The organism is Rhodococcus sp. C-2 (assembly GCF_027854095.1).
Lineage (GTDB): Bacteria > Actinomycetota > Actinomycetes > Mycobacteriales > Mycobacteriaceae > Rhodococcus_F > Rhodococcus_F qingshengii.
The window spans coordinates 196,819-215,679 of the sequence record NZ_JAQGFI010000013.1; the positions used below are offsets into that span (position 1 = coordinate 196,819).

The window sequence follows — 18,861 nt, forward strand, 5'->3', positions numbered from 1 at the left end:
TGGCCCGGTTCGCATTCGAACCGGGCCAGACTCGTGAAAGACGATCGATCAGGCGTACAGGTCGCTGATCTTGGTCTTGTGAGCTTCGTGAATGATGTTGCGCTTGAGCTTGAGCGTCGGCGTCAATTCACCGGTCTCCTGGGTGAAGTCGACCTCGAGGATCGTGTACTTCTTGATCTGCTCGGGGTTGGAGACCTTCTTGTTCGCGTCGGCAACGGCCGAGTCGATCTCGGCGATCAGGTCGGCGTTCTTCACCAGATCGGCAATCGGGGTGCCGGCGGGCAGGCCGTTGCGCTCGACCCAACCGGGCAGAGTCTCCGGATCGAGGGTGATCAGTGCACCGATGAACGGCTGACCGTCGCCGACGACGAGGCACTGGCTGATCAGAGCGTGCGCGCGCAGGGAATCTTCGAGGCCTGCCGGTGCGACGTTCTTGCCGCCCGCGGTGACGATGATTTCCTTCTTGCGTCCGGTGATGGAGACGTAGCCCTCGTTGTCGATCGAGCCGAGGTCGCCGGTGTGGAACCAGCCGTCGACGATGGATTCGGCAGTGGCCTTCTCGTTGTGCCAGTAGCCGGCGAACACGACCGGGCCCTGCAGGAGGAGTTCGCCGTCCTCGGCGATCCGTGCTGCATGGCCGTTGATCGGCTTGCCGACGGTGCCGACGCGCTGCGCGCTCGAGGTGTTGACGGTGATTGCGGCGCTGGTCTCCGTGAGTCCGTAGCCCTCGTAGATCGGGATGCCGACGCCGCGGAAGTAGTGGCCGAGGCGCGCGCCGAGGGCTGCGCCACCGGAGACTGCACGCTCGCACTCGCCACCCAGAGCTGCGCGCAACTTCGAGTAGACGAGCTTGTCGAATACCGCGTGCTTGAGCTTGAGTGCCAGTCCGGGGCCACCCTTTTCGAGGGATTCGCTGTATTCGATGGCGGTGGCAGCAGCCTTGTCGAAGATGCTGCCCTTACCGCCGTCGACTGCCTTCTGGCGAGCCGAGTTGTACACCTTCTCGAACACGCGGGGCACCGAGAGGATGAAGTTGGGCTTGAAGCCGGCGAACTGCTCGAGCAGCGTCGTCAGGTCCGACGTGTGGGCGACGGTGACCTTGGCGTCGAAAGCGCCGAAGGAGATCGCTCGCGCGAATACGTGGGCAAGCGGCAGGAACATCAGAGTCTTCTTGCCGGGGACCATGGACTCCGGCATCGCCAGGCGGCAGGCGTTGGACTCGGCGTAGAAGTTGGAGTGCGTCAGCTGGACACCCTTGGGGCGTCCGGTGGTACCGGAGGTGTAGATCAGGGTCGCGGGCGAGGCAGCGGTGACCTGGTGACGACGAGTGTGCAGTTCTTCGTCGGTGATTGCCGAACCGCGACTGGACAGCTCGTCGATCGCACCCGACTCGATGACAAGAACCTCGCGGAGGGCTTCTGCGCCGTCGGTGACTTCCTTGTGAGTCTCCGCGTGCTTGGCCGTTTCGACGACCAGAAGTGTTGTAGCTGAATCCTCGAGGATCCACTGCGCCTGATCAGGGGAGGAGGTCTCGTAGATCGCGACGGTGCATCCGCCTGCAGTCCAGATGGCGTAGTCGAGAACGACCCACTCGTAGCGAGTCGCTGACAGGATAGCGACGCGGTCGCCGAGCTCGACACCTGACGCGATCAGGCCCTTGGCAACTGCGGAGACCTGCTTCGCGAATTCAGCTGCAGTGACGTCGACCCATCCACCGTTCGACGGCCTCTTGAACGGCACGAATGTGGGGTCTTCTTCGGCGTGACGGAACACGGAGTCGGCCATGGATACGTTCTCCGGAATTGAGAACGACTGTGGAACTGAGAACTCGCGCACTATTGACCCCTCCAGTGACTACTGACATTTCTGATGTGCATTGCATCACATTAGTCGTCATTTTGCACTGTCGTTACTATTCGGTAGAACTGGTCGGGCGCTGACCTGCAGTTTAGTGTGACCGCCTGTTTATAGGTACTCAGGCGACGTGTTGGAGCGTGCGACCGTGCACGGACAGCCACCGCCGAATTGCGTAGTCCAATCGGTCCGGATCCACTCCGAGTTGCTCTGCAGTAGCTGCAAGGATCTCCGAGGTGTCTCCCGGCAACTCGGCGGTGCCGAGTGTCGCGCTGATGAAGGTGTCGGCAGCGGTCCCCAGATCGGTGTGCGGAATTCCGGCCAACATCAACAGGTGGGCCCAGGTCACTTCGGAACCGTCTCCGCACGCGTCCACCCAGGCATGGTGAACGGCTTCGAGAGCGTTGTCGGAATCGGCGGCCGACAGCAGGTCCTCGACGCTGTTGATCCGCAAGTGATGGAGTTTCTCGGCGACCTGTTGGATGTGCCGTGCCTCGATCGGGACACCTGTCGCCGTGTAGCGACGCTTGTACGAGCCGATCTTGCCTGCCCACTGGTCCGAACTGCCGGCTTCCTCGAAGGTGCGGAGTAGTTCACGTGCGCCATCCGTGACGGGTTTGTCCTCGCGGGCTTTCCGGTACGCCAGGTAGCGATCGACGACGGTCACTTCGCTGTGACCCGACGTGGACTGAACGGATTCGATGATGCACAGGGCGAGGCTCTGTCGATAAGCGTCTGACGCAACCCAGGCGGAAGGGTCGCCCAGGCGGTCACGGCACGCAGCTGCGACGGCGTCGACGGTATCGGTCGAGATGGTCACGGTTCCTCCAGAAAGCCGAATTCTTTTTGTTCCATTTGGGCTATCGGCACCGAGGAGCGAAATGTTGCACACATCACAAATTCTCAGAGATCTCTTGGACTGTGCTCAGGCTGGAGAGGTGTGCACTCAGGCGAGGAAGGACAGCACTTCGTCGTCGCTGAGTTGATGAAAGTCCTCGAATGCAGCACCGACGCCGCCTAACAGGGCAGGAACGAAGGGGCAGACGACCCGATCGGCGGAGCACGCGATCACTCTCATGGCTTCGGGGGACGCTACTGGGACAGCGACGATCACGGCGGCAGCACCCGCGGTGCGCGCGCATCGGCAGGCAACGGCGGCACTCGCGCCCGTAGCCATTCCGTCGTCGACGATCACCGCAGTGCGTCCGTGGAGGGAAACCGGGGTCCGCCCCTCGCGCAGGAGATGCGCCCGCCGTTCCAATTCGGTTCGCTCGTCGCGTTCGACGGCGACGAGTTCTCTTTTCGAGACGCGAACCGCTGCGATGACGTCGTGGTTGAGGACCCGCACGCCGCCCTCACCGATGGCGCCCATCGCCAGTTCCGGGTTGTACGGACTGCCGAGCTTGCGCACCACCACGATGTCGAGCGGAGCGTTCAGTGCCGCAGCCACCTCGGCTGCGACCGGAACTCCGCCGCGCGGGAGTCCGAGAACGACGGGCTTGTCGATACGCAAGGTCTCGAGCCGCCCGGCCAGAAATCTGCCGGCGGAAGATCGATCCCGATACTGGGTCACTGCGTTGTCCTCGAGAAGCTCGAACCCCGACCAGTTCGACGCTACTCGCTGCAGGTCACCGCGACGAGACTGTGAACCTCCGCAGCGCGAGAGCGGGATTCTTCTCGCGTACCTCGGCGATGCGAGCAGCCGAAACGAGTGCGGTGGCGACCCCGACCTGCTCGCCAAGTGAACACATCACGACGCCCATCGGGTCGACGATCATGCTGGCACCCGCGCCGCCGCGCGCGCTCTGATCTGCCGCTGCGATGTACATCGTGTTCTCGATGGCCCGGGCGCGCACGAGAGTGGTCCAGTGGTCTTCCTTGAGCGGCCCCGGCACCCACTGGGCGGGCAGGAGCAAGATGTCTGCGCCGACGTCGACGATGCGCCGGGTGACTTCCGGGAAGCGCAGGTCGTAGCAGGTCTGGAGGCCGAAGGTCAGGCCGTCGCACCCGAAAGTCTGCGGTTCGGTGATCTCGCCCGCGCGGATCACGGCCGACTCCTGGTAACCGAAAGCGTCGTAAAGATGCAGTTTCCGGTAGGTCGCCACCAGTTCGCCGTTCGGGTCCATCGCGACGAGGGTGTTGGAGATTCTGCTCACGTCGTCGATCCGCTCGTTCATTCCTGCCACGAGGAAGATTCCGAACTCCGCGGCGACCGACGCCAGCGCCGAACCGAATTCGCCGTCCAGGTCCTCCGCGGACTCGATCAAACGCTCATCCGTCTTCGGTGCGGTGAACATCGAGTATTCCGGCGCCACGACAACTTTCGCGCCGCGTGCTGCTGCATCGGAAGCCAGTGATCGCAGTGATTCGAGGTTGGCTTTCTTGTCCGTCCCCGGGGCGAATTGGGCAATCGCGACAACGGTCTGGGAGGGGGTGGCTGCGGTGGCTTCGGTCATGCTTCCTACGCTAGGCGAAACCCGCTGGGAGGGTGGATCTGTCGTAAAAGCACCCCCGGTATGTCGTCGTGTCTATACTCTATCCGCTAAACTGCTGGTCAAATGAGTGATATTGAGCGTGACCCCGAACCCCCAACATTTGCCGACCTCGACATCGATGATCGGGTACTGAAGGCACTGTCAGACGTGGGCTACGAGTCGCCCTCGCCCATTCAGGCTGCCACCATTCCGCCGCTGCTCGAAGGCAAGGACGTCGTCGGTCTCGCACAGACCGGTACCGGCAAGACCGCAGCCTTCGCAGTTCCAGTCCTGTCGCGGATCGACACGTCGATCAAGCAGACCCAGGCGCTGGTGCTTGCTCCCACGCGTGAGCTGGCGCTTCAGGTTGCCGAGGCATTCGGCAAGTACTCCGCGCACATCCCCGGACTCAACGTGCTGCCGATCTACGGTGGCCAGAGCTACGGAGTCCAGCTGTCGGGCCTGCGCCGCGGCGCACACGTCGTCGTCGGTACCCCGGGTCGTGTCATCGACCATCTCGAAAAGGGCACCCTGGATCTGACCAATCTCAAGTACCTCGTTCTCGACGAGGCCGACGAGATGCTCAAGATGGGGTTCCAGGAGGACGTCGAGCGCATCCTCCGCGACACCCCCGGCGACAAGCAGGTCGCCCTGTTCTCCGCAACGATGCCCGGCTCGATTCGCCGGATCTCGAAGCAGTACCTGAACAATCCGGTCGAGATCACCGTCAAGTCCAAGACGTCGACCGCCTCGAACATCACGCAGCGCTACATTCAGGTTGCTCATCAGCGCAAGCTCGATGCACTGACCCGAGTCCTCGAGGTCGAGGCATTCGAGGCGATGATCATCTTCGTCCGTACCAAGCAGGCCACCGAAGACCTGGCGGAGAAGCTGCGGGCCCGCGGGCACTCGGCTGCCGCGATCAACGGTGACATCGTCCAGGCACAGCGTGAGCGGACCATCGGTCAGCTCAAGAACGGCGCCCTCGACATCCTTGTCGCGACCGACGTTGCCGCTCGAGGCCTCGACGTGGATCGAATCTCCCACGTCGTCAACTACGACATCCCGCATGACACGGAGTCGTACGTCCACCGCATCGGTCGTACCGGCCGCGCCGGTCGTCAGGGTGACGCGTTGCTGTTCGTCGCCCCGCGTGAGCGTCATCTGCTCAAGTCCATCGAGAAGGCGACCCGTCAGCCGCTTGCGGAGATGCAGCTTCCCAGTGTCGACGACGTCAACGCCCAGCGCGTGGCCAAGTTCGGTGACTCCATCACCGAGAGCCTGGCCTCGGAGAATCTCGCGATGTTCCGCAAGATGATCGAGGACTACGACCAGGAACACGACGTTCCGCTCATCGACATCGCTGCCGCTCTGGCGTTGCAGTCGCGCGACGGCGAAGCATTCTTGCTTTCTCCCGAGCCGCCGGCACCGCCGCGTCGTGAGCGCGAGCCTCGTGAACCACGTCCTCCCCGTCGTTTCGACGATGGCCCGGCCCCGCGCTCGCGTGGGCCCGAGGGCCAGGAGCTGGCCGCGTACCGCATTGCAGTCGGCAAGCGTCACCGCGTCGTTCCGGGTGCCATCGTCGGTGCCATCGCCAACGAGGGTGGGCTTCGTCGAAGCGACTTCGGGCACATCAGCATTCGCCCGGATCACAGCATCGTCGAGCTGCCGGCCGACCTCTCCAACGAGACTCTCGAAGCTTTGCGTCGCACACGTATCTCCGGCGTCCTGATCCAGCTGCAGCCTGATTTCGGGCCGCCGCAGGGACGTCCGAGTGGCCGTGGCGACCGTGGTGGCCGGGACGATCGTGGTGGACGTGACGACCGCCGCGGTGGCGGACGCGATCGCTACAACGACTGACCTACAGCTTCAACGACTGTCATGAAGACTGAAACAGGCGCTGCCCTCCGCGAGGAGGACAGCGCCTGTTTTCTGTGTGTGTGGGCAAGGCGCTGCGCGGTATCAGATCGGCGTCGGTGCGAGGGCGCCGTTCTTCCGGGCGTTGGTGTCGAACTGCGTGCGGTACAACTCGGCGTAGCGGCCGCCGCGCGCGAGCAGTTCCTCATGGTTGCCGCGCTCGACGATCTGGCCTGCCTCGACGACAAGGATCAGGTCCGCGGAACGGATCGTCGACAATCGGTGAGCGATCACCACCGCAGTCCGCCCGGCGAGTGCTTCGCCGAGTGCTTCCTGAACCGCAGCTTCCGACGTCGAGTCGAGATGCGCGGTGGCCTCGTCCAAGATGACGACGCGAGGCTGGGCCAGGAGCAGGCGTGCGATGGTCAGGCGTTGACGCTCGCCGCCCGAGAGGCGGTATCCGCGTTCACCCACCACCGTCTCCAATCCGTCGGGTAGCGACGCAACCAGGTCGGTGAGCCGTGCGCGCTCCAGAACCTCACGCAGATCTTCTTCGGTGGCATCCGGTCGCGCGAGGAGCAGGTTGGATTGAAGGCTCTCGTGGAACAGGTGCCCGTCCTGCGTGACCATGCCGACGGTCTCCCGGATGGAATCGGTACTGAGGTCTCGGACGTCGACACCGCCCAGTTCGACCGATCCGGAGTCGATGTCGTAGAGGCGGGGAATCATCTGCGCCACGGTCGACTTTCCGGCACCGGACGTGCCGACCAGGGCGACCATCTGTCCTGCTTCGGTGCGGAACGACAGGTTGTGCAACACGTCCTCGCCGCCGCGGGTGTCGAGGATCGCGACTTCCTCCAGGGACGCGAGAGACACCTTGTCCGCGGATGGGTATGCAAAAGTGACGTTCTTGAACTCGACGGACACCGGTCCCTGCGGCACCGTGCGTGCATCGGGCTTCTCGGTGATGAGCGGCGCCAGATCGAGAATCTCGAATACCCGCTCGAAGCTGACCAGGGCGCTCATGACGTCCACCCGGGCGCTGGCCAGTGCGGTCAACGGCGAGTACAGCCGCGTCAACAACAATGCCATCGCCACGACGGCGCCTGCGTCCAACTGTCCGCGCAGCGCGTAGAAACCGCCGAGTCCGTAGACGAGGGCAAGAGCAAGGGCCGAGACCAGCGTCAGCGCTGTGACGAAGACGGACTGCAGCATTGCGGTCCGGACTCCGATGTTGCGCACACGCCTGGCGCGAACCGCGAACTCCGCAGATTCTTGCGACGGGCGGCCGAACAGCTTGACCAGAGTCGCGCCGGGAGCGGAGAACCGCTCCGTCATCTGGGTGCTCATGAGCGAATTATGGTTGGCTGCTTCACGATTGAGTGCTGCAAGTTTTGCGCCCATGCGCCGTGCGGGGATGACGAAGATCGGGAGAAGTAGCAGCGCGAGGACGGTGATCTGCCAGGAGATCCCGAGCATGACGATCAGCGTGATCACCAGGGTGACCAGATTGCTGACCACTCCGGACAAGGTGTCGCTGAAGGCGCGCTGAGCGCCGATGACGTCGTTGTTGAGACGGCTGACCAGTGCTCCGGTTCGAGTTCTGGTGAAGAACGCGATGGGCATCTTCTGGACGTGATCGAAGACGGTGGTGCGCAGATGCAGGATCAGGTCTTCGCCGATGCTGGCCGAGAGCCACCGGGTCAACAGTCCCAGAGCGGCTTCGAGAAGTGCAACCAGTGCGATCAGGGCGGCAAGTTTGACGACCACGTCGACGGCGTCGCCGCCGACTATCGCGTTGACCACGCGCCCGGCCAGGACAGGTGTTGCCACGGCAAGCGCAGCAGTGACGACACTCAGTACGAGGTACCAGCTGAGGTTGCGTTTCTGTGGAACTGCGAACGTCGCGATCCGCTTCAGTGTCGCCTTCGAGAACGGGCGCCGATCTTCTTGCGCGTGCATCGCGTTGTACATCGCGTTCCACGCGGTGACTTCCATACTCATGACTTCGCCCCTCCGGTCGCCGGCCACGAAGATTACGTGGCCGGTACGACACGAAGGTAGAACCTCAACCAAACTTCAGGTCAAGTGCGGCCTCAGCGGGCCACGTCGACCACCACGCGAGGAGGGTCGCTGAGCGTCGTGACCGTGAACGGCTGCTTCTCGGTCACGCCGATGAACGACTGCGTGACTCCCTCGAAGACGTTGGACCCGTTGACCTCGGTCACGACTCCGCCGACGCCGGGGACCGGGTTGGGGCCGGAGTACTGCTCGACTCCGCTGTCGAAGGGATATGCGGAACCGTCGATTAGGACCTGGATCACTGCGGCACCCTTGATGTCCACGGGCTTACCGCTGCCTTCCTGCGTCGCCGCGTCGACGTACTTGACGCGCCAACCGGGTGTGCCGGTTCCACCCATTTCGTAGACGACACGATCGAATCCGTCGTGCTCGCCCACTCGGATGTCGACGACGGTGAGCTTGGATTCGGTGCCCGCAGCCGACGTCTTGTCGGAGCTGTCCGTCGGGACTGGTTCTGTGGTCGACGCTGCTGCACTCGAGGTCGAGGTCGAGGTGACGGCCGAGGTGGCTGCCGTGGGAGTGGTCTCCGCGTCCTGCGAACAGGCAGTCAGGCTCACGCCCACTGCGATGGCAGCGACAGCGGCAAATGATCTCGTCCGGTTCGTTGTCATGACTCGATCGTAGGGCTCGCGTTATCGGGATCCGCGGCGGCGGTGCCCGGAGTTACCTAACCGATATCGCCGTCGACATAGAGCCACTTACCCTCTGTTCGCGCAAATCGACTGCGTTCGTGGAGCATTCCCCGCTCGCGTCCGAATGTGTAGTGAGCGCGAAATTCCACGACGCCGTCGGAATCGAACAGCCCGCCCCGTTCGGTGTCCAGGATCTCCAACCGGAGCCATTTCTGGTCGGGGTCGAGATCGAGTTGGGCTGGGCGATGGTCGGGATGCCAAGTCTGCGTGAGATATTCGTCGTCCATCACAGCGAAAGCCGTGTAACGCGAACGCATCAGGGTTTCGGCGGTCGGTGCGTGCGCTACTCCGCTGATGTACTTGCCGCAGCATTCGGCCAACGCGTTGCCGCTGCCGCACGGGCACGGATCGGTCGGATTGGGTGTGGTGGGGCGGCGCGAAGTCACCGCCCCATTACAGCACGCGAATTCAGACCAGTTTGTGTTCGCGGTTCTCCCAGTACGGTTTGCGGAGGTCGCGTTTGAGGATCTTTCCGGTGGGATTGCGGGGAAGAATCTCGACGACGTCGATACTGGTCGGGCACTTGAACTTTGCGAGGCGTTCCTGTGTATAGGTGATCAGTTCGGCTTCGTCGATCTGCGCTTCGGCAGTGAGAACCACGACAGCCTTGACGGTTTCACCCCAACGGTCGTCGGGAACGCCGATGACCGCGACCTCGGCGATTGCCGGATGCTCCACCAGTACTCGTTCGATCTCGGGGGAGTAGACGTTCTCGCCGCCGGTGATGATCATGTCCTTGAGGCGGTCCTCGATGAAGACGAAGCCGTCGGAGTCGGCGCGGCCCATGTCGCCGCTACGCAGCCACCCGTCTGCGGTAATCGTTTCGGCCGTCGCCTCGGGCTTACCCAGGTATCCGGGTGTGCACTGTTCGGATCGCCACCACAGTTCACCGGTCGTTCCGGTGGGCACGTCCTCGAGCGTGACGGGGTCCACCACGCGCATCTCGACGCCGGGGATCGCCGTACCTGCCGATGCCATGCGCTCGACCTGCGACTCGTCGCGGTGAACGTCCGGCATCAACGCGGTAATGACGCCTGCCATTTCGGTCATGCCGTAGACCTGCACGAATTCGGTGTCCGGCCACGCTGCGAGTGCCGCGCGCAACAGTGGGAGCGGCATGGGGGCGGCGCCGTAGGTGATGCGTTTGAATGCTTTGAAGGCGGCGACCGCCTGCTCGCCTGCGGCCAGGACTCCGGCAATGACCGGTGGGACGAGAAAGGCGATGTTGGCTCCGGCGGCGAGGCCGGCGAAGATCGACGGTCCGTCGGCTTCTCTCGTGAAGTAACAGCGGCCACCGGTGTGAATTGCCATGATGGCGTAGCACGTTCCGCCGACGTGGAACATCGGCATCGCGATCAAGAATCGGTGATCCTCGTGGGCCGGCAGGATTTCGAGGACATTGTTGCTGTGCGCGAACAGGTTTCGATGCGTGAGCTGGACACCCTTGGGGCGACCGGTCGTCCCGGAACTGTAGAGAACCAGAGCGGTGGCATCGGGGCTCACCTCGGGGCGGGCGTGCAGCGGTGTGACCTCGTCGATCCACGGCTCGAATTCGTCGTGTTCACCGCCGACGGCGAAGATCGATTCGACGGCCGTCAAGCGGTCTCGCATCGCGACGACCTGGGGGAGTAGTTCGCTGCCGACGAACAGAATGCGAGCGCCACAGTCCGCGAGGACGTAATCCAGCTCTTCGCTCGAAAGTCGCCAGTTGGGAACGACATTCGCGGCGCCGAGTAGTGAGGCGGCGTAGGTGACTTCGAGACAGGACAGATGATTCTTGTCGACGAACGCGACAGTGTCGCCGGCACCGATGCCTGATTCGGCGAGGGCGGCGGCGATACACAAGATGCGGTCCCGCCACTGAGCCCACGTGAATTCGGTCCCTTGGAAGGTCATCGCTGCTTGATCAGGCTTGACCGTCGCCCAGTGCTCTAGCCGATCGAAAATGATTCCAGCGGTGGCGTCGGACATTCGGCCGCCTCTCTCGTGTGATTGGTGTCACAAGGTTAATGTGCGCCCGGTCTTCGTATCGCTGTTTCCAATCAATGCGCACAAGCAGGAGGGGTCGCATTCCACCCACCCTGACCGGCTCGGCCGCAGATATCAGGGTGGTCCCCGATGGCGGGCGCGCCCGCCACCCGACAGGATGGAACCAACCATTGCGGGCGTCCGTGTTTTCACGGGCGCCCGTCACGCCCGCAAAGTAGCACCGAAGTGAACAGGAAAGGCGATCATGAGTTCGCACGCCCAGGATGTCGCGGCCCGCGCAGTCGGCCTGTCCAAGACCTACGGCACCGGAGATACCCAGGTGCACGCCCTCAGTTCGGTGTCCGCAGATTTCGCCCGCGGTGAGTTCACGGCGATCATGGGGCCGTCCGGTTCCGGTAAGTCGACGCTGATGCATTGCCTCGCCGGTCTGGATTCCGCCAGTTCGGGTTCTGTTCTCATCGGTGACACGGAACTCACGACGCTTTCCGACAAACAGATGACCCAATTACGACGCGATCGCATCGGTTTCGTTTTCCAGGCGTTCAACCTGGTGCCGACGCTGACGGCGCTCGAGAACATCACGTTGCCGCTCGACATCGCGGGACGCAAGGCGGACCCGACCTGGCTGAACAGCGTCCTGACCAAGCTGGGTCTCGGGGATCGCCTCGATCATCGGCCGGGAGAGCTCTCGGGTGGTCAGCAGCAGCGTGTGGCGTGTGCGCGTGCGCTGGCGGGTCAGCCGGAGATCATCTTCGGCGACGAGCCGACCGGAAACCTCGATTCGAAGTCCTCCGGTGAGGTGCTCTCGATCCTGCGGGCGGCCGTCGACGAGTTCAACCAGACCGTGGTGATCGTGACGCACGATCCGCGGGCAGCGGCGTATGCCGACCGGGTGGTGTTCCTCGCGGACGGCAAGATCGTCGACGAATTGCGCGAGCCTACGGCGGATTCGGTCCTCGACCGGATGAAGCGTCTGGACGCTCCGCAGGCGGTCGTGAACGTGGAAGCCGGGGCTTGAGCACATGGCTTCGGTAAGTAACTCGCCGATGCGCAAGGTTTCCCTGCGCAACTTGGCGGCACACAAGGTGCGACTTGCGCTGACGGTTCTCTCCGTGGTGCTTGGCACGGCTTTTGTCGCGGGGTCGTTCGTTTTCACCGACACCCTCCAGAAGACTTTCGATTCGATCTTCGAGAACACCGCCCAGGGCGTCGACGTCCGGGTATCGATGGAAGAGCGCAACACCAGTGGCGTTCCGGTCGAGGATGTCGACAAACTTGCCGCAGTCGACGGTGTCCGAGCGGTGGCGCCGGCTGTCAGCGGACAGATCGTCCTGATCAACGCAGACGGCGGCGCTGTTCAGACCGGCGGCGCGCCGAGTATCGGGCAGTCCTACCTACCGCCGGGCCAGGCGATTGCCGAACCCGACACCTTCGTCGAGGGCGCGCCTCCGACGCAGACCGGTCAGGTCGCGCTGAACACCAGCGCCGCCGAGCGAGCCGGACTGAAGGTGGGGGACTCCGCCAAGGTTCTGGCACCGGCCCGCGGAATCGTGGACGTGACGTTGTCCGGTATCTACGAGGGGGCGGGCAGTGACACCGGCGGGTTCATCGGCGCGCTCTTCACCGACGAGCAGGCCCGTGGACTCTTCACCGACGGCCAACACGTCGAGTACATCGACGTCGCGGGCGACGGGGTGTCGCAGACGGAACTGCAGCAACGCGTCGAGCAGGTTTTCCCCGATCTCAAGGTGCAGACCGGCGACCAGGTTCGTGAGGAGACCAAGGCCGAGGTCGACTCGGCGCTGAGCTTCATCAACTACTTCCTGTTGGCGTTCGGCGCGATTGCTCTGCTCGTCGGAACGTTCATCATCTACAACACCTTCTCGATGATCGTGGCGCAGCGTCTTCGTGAGCTGGCGCTGCTGCGTGCGATCGGTGCGAGCCGAGCGCAGGTCGGCCGTTCGGTGGTCACCGAGGCGCTCGTGGTCGGACTCATCGGCAGCATCATCGGTCTGCTCGGCGGTATCGGTCTCGCCTACGGATTGCGCAGTCTCCTCAACACATTCGACGTCGGTCTGCCGGAAGGCCCGCTCCAGGTGGGTGCCCGCACGATCATCGTCGCGTTGGTGGTCGGCGTCGTCGTCACGACGCTCAGCGCTTACGCCCCGGCTCGTCGTGCGTCGAAGATCCCGCCGGTGGCGGCCATGCGTGAGGAGTTCGCCTCCACCGGCGACTCACTGCGAGTGCGGACGTTGATCGGTGCGATTCTCGGCGTGATCGGTGTGGCACTGCTCGTGTTCGGCTCTCGCGGTACCGGCGGCGGCGCGGCGCTGATCGTAGGCCTCGGTGCGTTCTCGTTGATCATCGCGGTGCTTCTCGGGGCTCCCGCGCTGTCGCGGCCGATCGTCGGCGCGCTCGGTGCCGTGTTCGCCAAGCCGTTCGGTGCCATCGGGCGATTGGCTCGTACCAATGCGGTGCGCAATCCCCGTCGCACGGCCGCAACGGCATTCGCGTTGACTCTCGGTCTGATGCTGGTGACGGTCATCGGAGTGTTCGGTTCCTCGGCCAAGGCGAGCATCAATGCTCTTGTCGACGTGGGTGTTTCGGCCGACTACATCCTGACCGGTCCCAACGCGATCGGCGTGCCGCGAGGTGCGGCCGACGCGGTCCGACAAGTGCCCGACGTGCAGAGCGCGACGTCGTTGCACGGAGTGCGTGCGAAGGTCGACGGTGAGGACGAGCAGGGCGCTTCGTTCGACGGCCCGATCGAAGGCGTGCTCGAGTACAAGATCCTCGAGGGCACGGTCGATCTGACCGGCAACAACATGCTCGTCTCGAAGTCGACTGCGGACGACAAGGGCTGGACTGTCGGCTCGACCCAGACGTTGACCGGTCCTGGCGGCGTCGAGTACCAGACCGTTGTCGCGGGAGTGTTCGAGGACAACCAGCTGATCGGCTCGTGGATCGTCTCGGACGAGGCGTACAGGAAGCTGATGCCGGCCGAGAGTCTGCCGGACTTCGTGGTGCTGGTGAAGGCGAAGCCTGGCGCGGATCTGACAACGCTGCGATCCGAGCTCGAAACGGCCACGGAGAAGTACGTCGTCGTCCAGGTGCAGGATCGTGAGGAGTTCAAGGGAACTCAGGGCCAGCAGATCAACACGTTGTTGGCGATCCTCTACGGACTGCTTGCACTCGCGGTCGTGATCGCAATCCTGGGCATCATCAACACCCTGGCACTCTCGGTGGTCGAGCGGCGACGAGAAATCGGAATGCTGCGAGCTGTCGGCATGCAGCGAGGACAGATGCGACGCACGATCTACCTCGAGTCGGTCCTCATCGCGGTGTACGGCGCGGCGGTCGGAGTTGTTCTCGGCATCGCGTTCGGTTGGGCCTTCGTGAGCACTCTCGCGGATCAGGGCCTCGACAAGATCACGATCCCGTGGGGTCAGGTGGTCGGAATGCTGATCGGCTCGGGTGTGGTGGGTGTCTTGGCGGCGCTGTGGCCGGCCAACCGAGCGGCCAAGACAAAGCCGCTCGAGGCGATTGCAGACATGTAGGGCCTTCGGCCCCCCGTGCGCACTTTTGGTAGCGGTAACAGCCGAAAGTGCGCACGGTACCGTTGCCACATGAGCACCCTTCAAGAAGTCGGCGAACGTGAATCCTGGCGCTGCTGGCTGTGTGACGAACCGGTCGATCCCGATATGTCCGTCAATGATCCGCGCGGCCCGAGTATCGACAGCATCAACACCGCAAAAAAGGGTGGCAAGACCAAAGGTGGCGTCGAACGCTTGGCGCACCGCGCATGCAACACCAAGAAGGGTGCGGTCAAACCTGTTGTGGAATGGCCGGATCGGCTGTTCGTCGTGGATCCCGCTCCGATCGTCGGGGTCGTGGAGCAGCTCGAGCGAAAGGGTGGCCGCGTCGCCGTCGCTCGCTGCCCCGGCAAGGACGACGCCCAGGAAGCGTCGGATTGGCTGATCGATCGGTTGTCGCGTCTGGCTCCCGCGTTGAATGTCGAAACAAGCATCGACGCCGCGGGCGGGGGTTACCTGTTGGTCCTGAAAACCGTGTAGGAGGTCGGCCCTGAGTGCCGTCTTTTGCGGTACCTGTTCCGCCTCCATAGTTGTCGGGGTACGGTCGAACCGAACATGAATCCGGTTTCGAGTGCGAAGGAATCCCGATGAACCTGGCATTGACCGACGAGGAACTAGCGTTCCGCGACGAGATGCGGACGTTCTTCCGTACGCAAATCCCCGCGGACATCAGGGAGGCGTACGCCCACGGCGAGGAGTTGGGGCGCGACCGTATGGTCGAGGCGCAGCAGATCCTCAACGCTCACGGTCTGGCGGTACCGCACTGGCCGGTCGAGTGGGGCGGCAAGGACTGGACCCCGGTCCAGCACAACATCTGGCTCGACGAACTGCAGCTTGCGTCGGTTCCCGAACCTTTGGCGTTCAACGCCAACATGGTCGGTCCGGTCATCGCGGCCTTCGGCTCGCAGGAGCAGAAGGAGAAGTTCCTTCCGGCGACTGCGAACCTCGACATCTGGTGGTGCCAGGGATTCTCCGAACCCGAGGCCGGTTCCGATCTCGCTTCGCTCAAGACCCGTGCGGTCCGCGACGGCGACGACTGGGTCATCAATGGTCAGAAGACCTGGACGACGCTGGGACAGTACGCCGACTGGATCTTCTGCCTCGTGCGCACCAATCCCGATGCGCCCAAGCGTCAGGCCGGCATCTCGTTCATCCTTGTCGATCTGAAGACGCCTGGCGTCACGGTCCGCCCGATCAAGCTGATCGACGGCGGCTACGAGGTCAACGAAGTGTTCTTCGAGGACGTCCGCGTTCCGGGAGAGAACCTGGTCGGTGAAGAGAACCAGGGCTGGGGCTACGCCAAGTTCCTGCTCGGCAACGAGCGAACCGGTGTCACCCGCGTCGGTTTCTCGAAGGTTCGTCTGGCCCAGGCCAAGGCCCGCGCTGCCGAGGTCAAGGTCGGCAACGGAACACTGCTCGAAGATCCGCTCTTCGCTGCTCGCCTCGCCGAACTCGAAAACGAATTGCTTGCCCTCGAGCTCACTCAGCTCCGAGTGGTAGCCAGTTCCGCTGACGGCCAGCCGAACCCGGCGTCGTCGCTGCTCAAGCTTCGTGGCTCCGAATTGCAGCAGGCGAGCGTCGAACTGCTGATGGACGTGGCCGGCCCTGATTCACTGCCGTACGACGCGGGCAGCGACATCGCCTCCGCGAGCTGGGCGCAGCACACTGCCCCGACGTACTTGAACTACCGCAAGGTATCCATCTACAGCGGATCGAGCGAAGTGCAGCGCAGCATCATCGCCTCCTCGATCCTCGGATTGTGAGGCGTGGCATGGACTTCGAACTCAACGACGAACAAAAACTTCTCCGCGACACCACCAAGGATCTCCTCGCGCGTAGCTACGACGCCGAGAAGCGCAACGCGATCATCGACTCCGATCCCGGGTGGAGCCCGCAGGTCTGGAAGCAGTTGGCCGAGGTCGGCTTGCTCGGCCTGACATTCTCCGAGGACGACGGCGGCATGGACGCCGGCCCAGTGGAAATCGGCGCGGTCATGACCGAGATCGGTCGACGCTTGGCACCCGAGCCGCTACTCGACGCGGTCGTGACGCCGGGCGGCCTAATCTCCGAAGGTGGCAGTGCAGAGCAGCGTTCGTCGATTCTTCCCGGAGTGGCCGAGGGCACCACGTTCCTCGCGTTCGCCGACCAGGAACCCGGAATCCGTTGGCCGGCAACCGAACGGGCCACCGCGGCGGCCCAGGTCGACGGCGGCTGGACAATCACCGGTATCAAGAATCCCGTCGGCCACGGCGCGACGGCGGACATCTTGGTCGTGAGCGCTGCGCTCCCCGGCGGTGGCGTCGGACTGTTCCTCGTCAAGAGCGATGCCTCCGGTTTGGTACGCAAGTCCTACGCCACTCACGACGGGTTGCGCGGGGCGCAGATCGAGTTCACCGATACGCCGGCCGAAGCACTCGGTGAGGGCGGTGACGCTACTGCTCTGATCCAGGCCGCGCAGATCCGTGAGCAGGCCGCGCTGTGCGCCGAGGCTGTCGGAGCGATGGAAGAGGCGCTACGCCTGACCACCGAATACCTCAAGACGCGTAAGCAATTCGGGGTTCCCCTCGCAAAGTTCCAGACACTGACACACCGCGCCGCCGACCTGTACGTCTCGCTCGAGTTGGCACGCAGCATGAGTCTGTACGCAACGATGTCCCTTGCCGACGGCGTCGTCGATCCAGTGATCGCTTCGCGGGTGAAGTTGCAGATCGGGCGTTCGGCTCGGCTCATCGGCCAGGAGGCGATCCAGATGCATGGTGGTATCGGTATGACCGCAGAGTACCCGGTGGGGCACTACGTGAGCCGACTCGTCGCCATCGAGCACACCCTCGGCAGCACCGAAGATCACCTTCGGGTGTTGGCCGCCGGTGTGGCTGATCACGAGATGGTCAGCGTGGTCTGATCTTTCACGAACGACGAAGGGGCCGCATTCCGTTCCAAGGATGCGGCCCCTTCGTCGTTCAGCGGTGATTGCGCAGGACGTCCAAGCGGAGTCGGCGCTGCTCGATGTTGACGGCGCTGTCGGTGAACGCTTGTTGCCACCCGGGTTCACTCGTTCGGGCCGCCGCGTCCTGCAGAAGCGGTACGGCGTCGAAAGGGAAGCGCGCCTGCACGCTTCGCAGGGTGGAAAAGTGACTGTGACGCGAGTGGATGCCCAAGTCCTCACCCGTCGCAGCATGCTCCATCGCTTCGTTCTCCAAGGCATTCAACAACTTTTCGGCGACGGCCAGGGGCCATGGGCGGTCGATGCCGTCGAGCAGTGCGCTGCCGTCGACGCCCAGAAGGTACTCGTCCGCGTGGCCGGCAACGATGTACTCGACGCGCTCGCGTGGGTCCGCGATGGCGACGATTCTCCGGTCGGTCGTGCGCCCGTCCCGCTCCAGAAATGCCGACGCCCACGCGGTGTTCTTCTGGAGAACGGTTGCGGCAATCCATGATTCGATCATCACCGCGCGCCATTGCTTCTCGATGGGGATGGTGAGGGCCTCGCGTGGCGAACCGGCCATAGATTCCCACAGCGTCAGCGGAGTGGCGGTCACGACTTGCCGTAACCACCAGCGCCGGATGCCCTTGTTCTTGTAGTGGACGTCTTCGATGCCGTCACGAAATGCGAGGTCGTCGAGCGAGCCGGGCAATCGGACGGCAAGGCGCGGCCGCAAGGGCTTCGTCTCGAGCCGCACCCAGGACCGAGCCCGAGTGACCATTCGAGAGGCAAACGGAGATCGGGGGAGTTGCCGTAGTAGTTGAATTGCACGCTCACGGACCCGCACGGCTGGATCGTCGAGTGCACGCTCGAGGAGCGCGTAGTCGTGTTCACCCAGCCCGACGTCGAGATGGTCGAGGAAGTGCAGCCGGCTTGCCGTGGCCTCGTCGTCCCAAGCGATCTCGAGCTCTTCGCTCGCCAGTTCCGGGTCGACCGTACGTATGTAATCGAACCAGGCCGTACGGTCGTCCGGATCGGGCGAAAGCCACAGCTCGTCCCGGCGTGATCCGATTCGTCGTAGCTGGGCCCAATCCGGGTTCTGCTCCGCCAGGTACTGCCCGCGTCGACCGGCGAGGCGAAGTAGCGCCTCGCGGTGCTCGGGATACTTCAGCGCGGCTTCCATGAAGAGCGGGACACTGGCCGCGGGCGCGAGGAATCCGCGTTGGTCGGCCATCGCGAACCATTCCGCGAGAGTCCAGGAACGTACTTGCAACAAGGACTGAAGTTGTTCGATCGCGAGGTCGGGAAGCAGCGGTTGAACTGCTGGATCAGTCTTCGATGCGCGCGAGTGACCTGCGTGCGCGTCTGATCGCAGGGAGGTCACCCGCCTACGGTAT

Annotated in this window: 15 protein-coding genes; 6 read left to right on the forward strand and 9 right to left on the reverse strand. The window is 63.6% G+C overall.

Annotation, left to right across the window (positions count from 1 at the left end; genetic code table 11):
* Positions 1–48: 48 nt before the first annotated feature.
* The 4 genes from PCS43_RS26260 to PCS43_RS26275 all read right to left on the reverse strand — a co-directional run bounded on the left by PCS43_RS26260 (position 49) and on the right by PCS43_RS26275 (position 4,310).
* Positions 49–1,836: an AMP-dependent synthetase/ligase gene (locus PCS43_RS26260; RefSeq protein WP_042450345.1), complete on the reverse strand. Its 1,788-nt coding sequence runs from the start codon at positions 1,834–1,836 to the stop codon at positions 49–51.
* A 139-nt stretch (positions 1,837–1,975) separates the two neighbouring features.
* A complete protein-coding gene (locus PCS43_RS26265) occupies positions 1,976–2,674 on the reverse strand; it encodes a heme peroxidase (protein WP_209909283.1) in 699 nt (232 codons plus the stop codon).
* A 126-nt stretch (positions 2,675–2,800) separates the two neighbouring features.
* Positions 2,801–3,427 carry a phosphoribosyltransferase gene (locus tag PCS43_RS26270; RefSeq protein ID WP_030536915.1) on the reverse strand — a complete coding sequence of 209 codons (627 nt, stop codon included), beginning with the start codon at positions 3,425–3,427 and terminating at the stop codon, positions 2,801–2,803.
* A 55-nt stretch (positions 3,428–3,482) separates the two neighbouring features.
* Positions 3,483–4,310, reverse strand: coding sequence for a carbon-nitrogen hydrolase family protein (locus PCS43_RS26275; protein WP_050656184.1), 828 nt, complete (start codon positions 4,308–4,310; stop codon positions 3,483–3,485).
* Between the two features lie 102 nt (positions 4,311–4,412).
* On the opposite strand from PCS43_RS26275, the gene PCS43_RS26280 reads away from it, so the two are divergent.
* Positions 4,413–6,188: a DEAD/DEAH box helicase gene (locus PCS43_RS26280; protein WP_003945121.1), complete on the forward strand. Its 1,776-nt coding sequence runs from the start codon at positions 4,413–4,415 to the stop codon at positions 6,186–6,188.
* 102 nt (positions 6,189–6,290) lie between these two features.
* Here PCS43_RS26280 and PCS43_RS26285 read toward each other — a convergent pair whose 3' ends face one another.
* The 4 genes from PCS43_RS26285 to PCS43_RS26300 all read right to left on the reverse strand — a co-directional run bounded on the left by PCS43_RS26285 (position 6,291) and on the right by PCS43_RS26300 (position 10,930).
* Positions 6,291–8,189 carry an ABC transporter ATP-binding protein gene (locus PCS43_RS26285; protein WP_209909279.1) on the reverse strand — a complete coding sequence of 633 codons (1,899 nt, stop codon included), beginning with the start codon at positions 8,187–8,189 and terminating at the stop codon, positions 6,291–6,293.
* A gap of 92 nt (positions 8,190–8,281) precedes the next feature.
* Complete coding sequence (locus tag PCS43_RS26290) at positions 8,282–8,878, reverse strand: AMIN-like domain-containing (lipo)protein (RefSeq protein ID WP_007736169.1); 597 nt, start codon at positions 8,876–8,878, stop codon at positions 8,282–8,284.
* A gap of 56 nt (positions 8,879–8,934) precedes the next feature.
* Positions 8,935–9,345 (reverse strand): YchJ family protein, encoded by a 411-nt coding sequence (locus PCS43_RS26295; RefSeq protein ID WP_007736170.1) that lies wholly within the window; start codon positions 9,343–9,345, stop codon positions 8,935–8,937.
* Positions 9,346–9,367: 22 nt separating this feature from the next.
* On the reverse strand, positions 9,368–10,930 hold the full coding sequence (locus PCS43_RS26300; RefSeq protein WP_064444041.1) for a long-chain-fatty-acid--CoA ligase: 1,563 nt from the start codon (positions 10,928–10,930) through the stop codon (positions 9,368–9,370).
* Between the two features lie 262 nt (positions 10,931–11,192).
* Here PCS43_RS26300 and PCS43_RS26305 point away from each other — a divergent pair, with 262 nt between their 5' ends.
* From PCS43_RS26305 to PCS43_RS26325, 5 genes are all read left to right on the forward strand, one after another.
* A complete protein-coding gene (locus tag PCS43_RS26305; protein ID WP_003945134.1) occupies positions 11,193–11,966 on the forward strand; it encodes an ABC transporter ATP-binding protein in 774 nt (257 codons plus the stop codon).
* Positions 11,967–11,970: 4 nt separating this feature from the next.
* Entirely contained in the window at positions 11,971–14,505 is a 2,535-nt protein-coding gene (locus PCS43_RS26310) for an ABC transporter permease (protein WP_019749299.1), read from the forward strand.
* Positions 14,506–14,574: 69 nt separating this feature from the next.
* Positions 14,575–15,021: a hypothetical protein gene (locus tag PCS43_RS26315; protein WP_030536910.1), complete on the forward strand. Its 447-nt coding sequence runs from the start codon at positions 14,575–14,577 to the stop codon at positions 15,019–15,021.
* A 107-nt stretch (positions 15,022–15,128) separates the two neighbouring features.
* On the forward strand, positions 15,129–16,304 hold the full coding sequence (locus PCS43_RS26320; RefSeq protein ID WP_007736177.1) for an acyl-CoA dehydrogenase family protein: 1,176 nt from the start codon (positions 15,129–15,131) through the stop codon (positions 16,302–16,304).
* Positions 16,305–16,312: 8 nt separating this feature from the next.
* Positions 16,313–17,443, forward strand: coding sequence for an acyl-CoA dehydrogenase family protein (locus PCS43_RS26325; protein ID WP_030536908.1), 1,131 nt, complete (start codon positions 16,313–16,315; stop codon positions 17,441–17,443).
* A gap of 58 nt (positions 17,444–17,501) precedes the next feature.
* On the opposite strand, the gene PCS43_RS26330 is transcribed toward PCS43_RS26325, so the two are convergent.
* A complete protein-coding gene (locus PCS43_RS26330) occupies positions 17,502–18,848 on the reverse strand; it encodes a DUF5691 domain-containing protein (protein WP_209909276.1) in 1,347 nt (448 codons plus the stop codon).
* Positions 18,849–18,861: the final 13 nt, after the last annotated feature.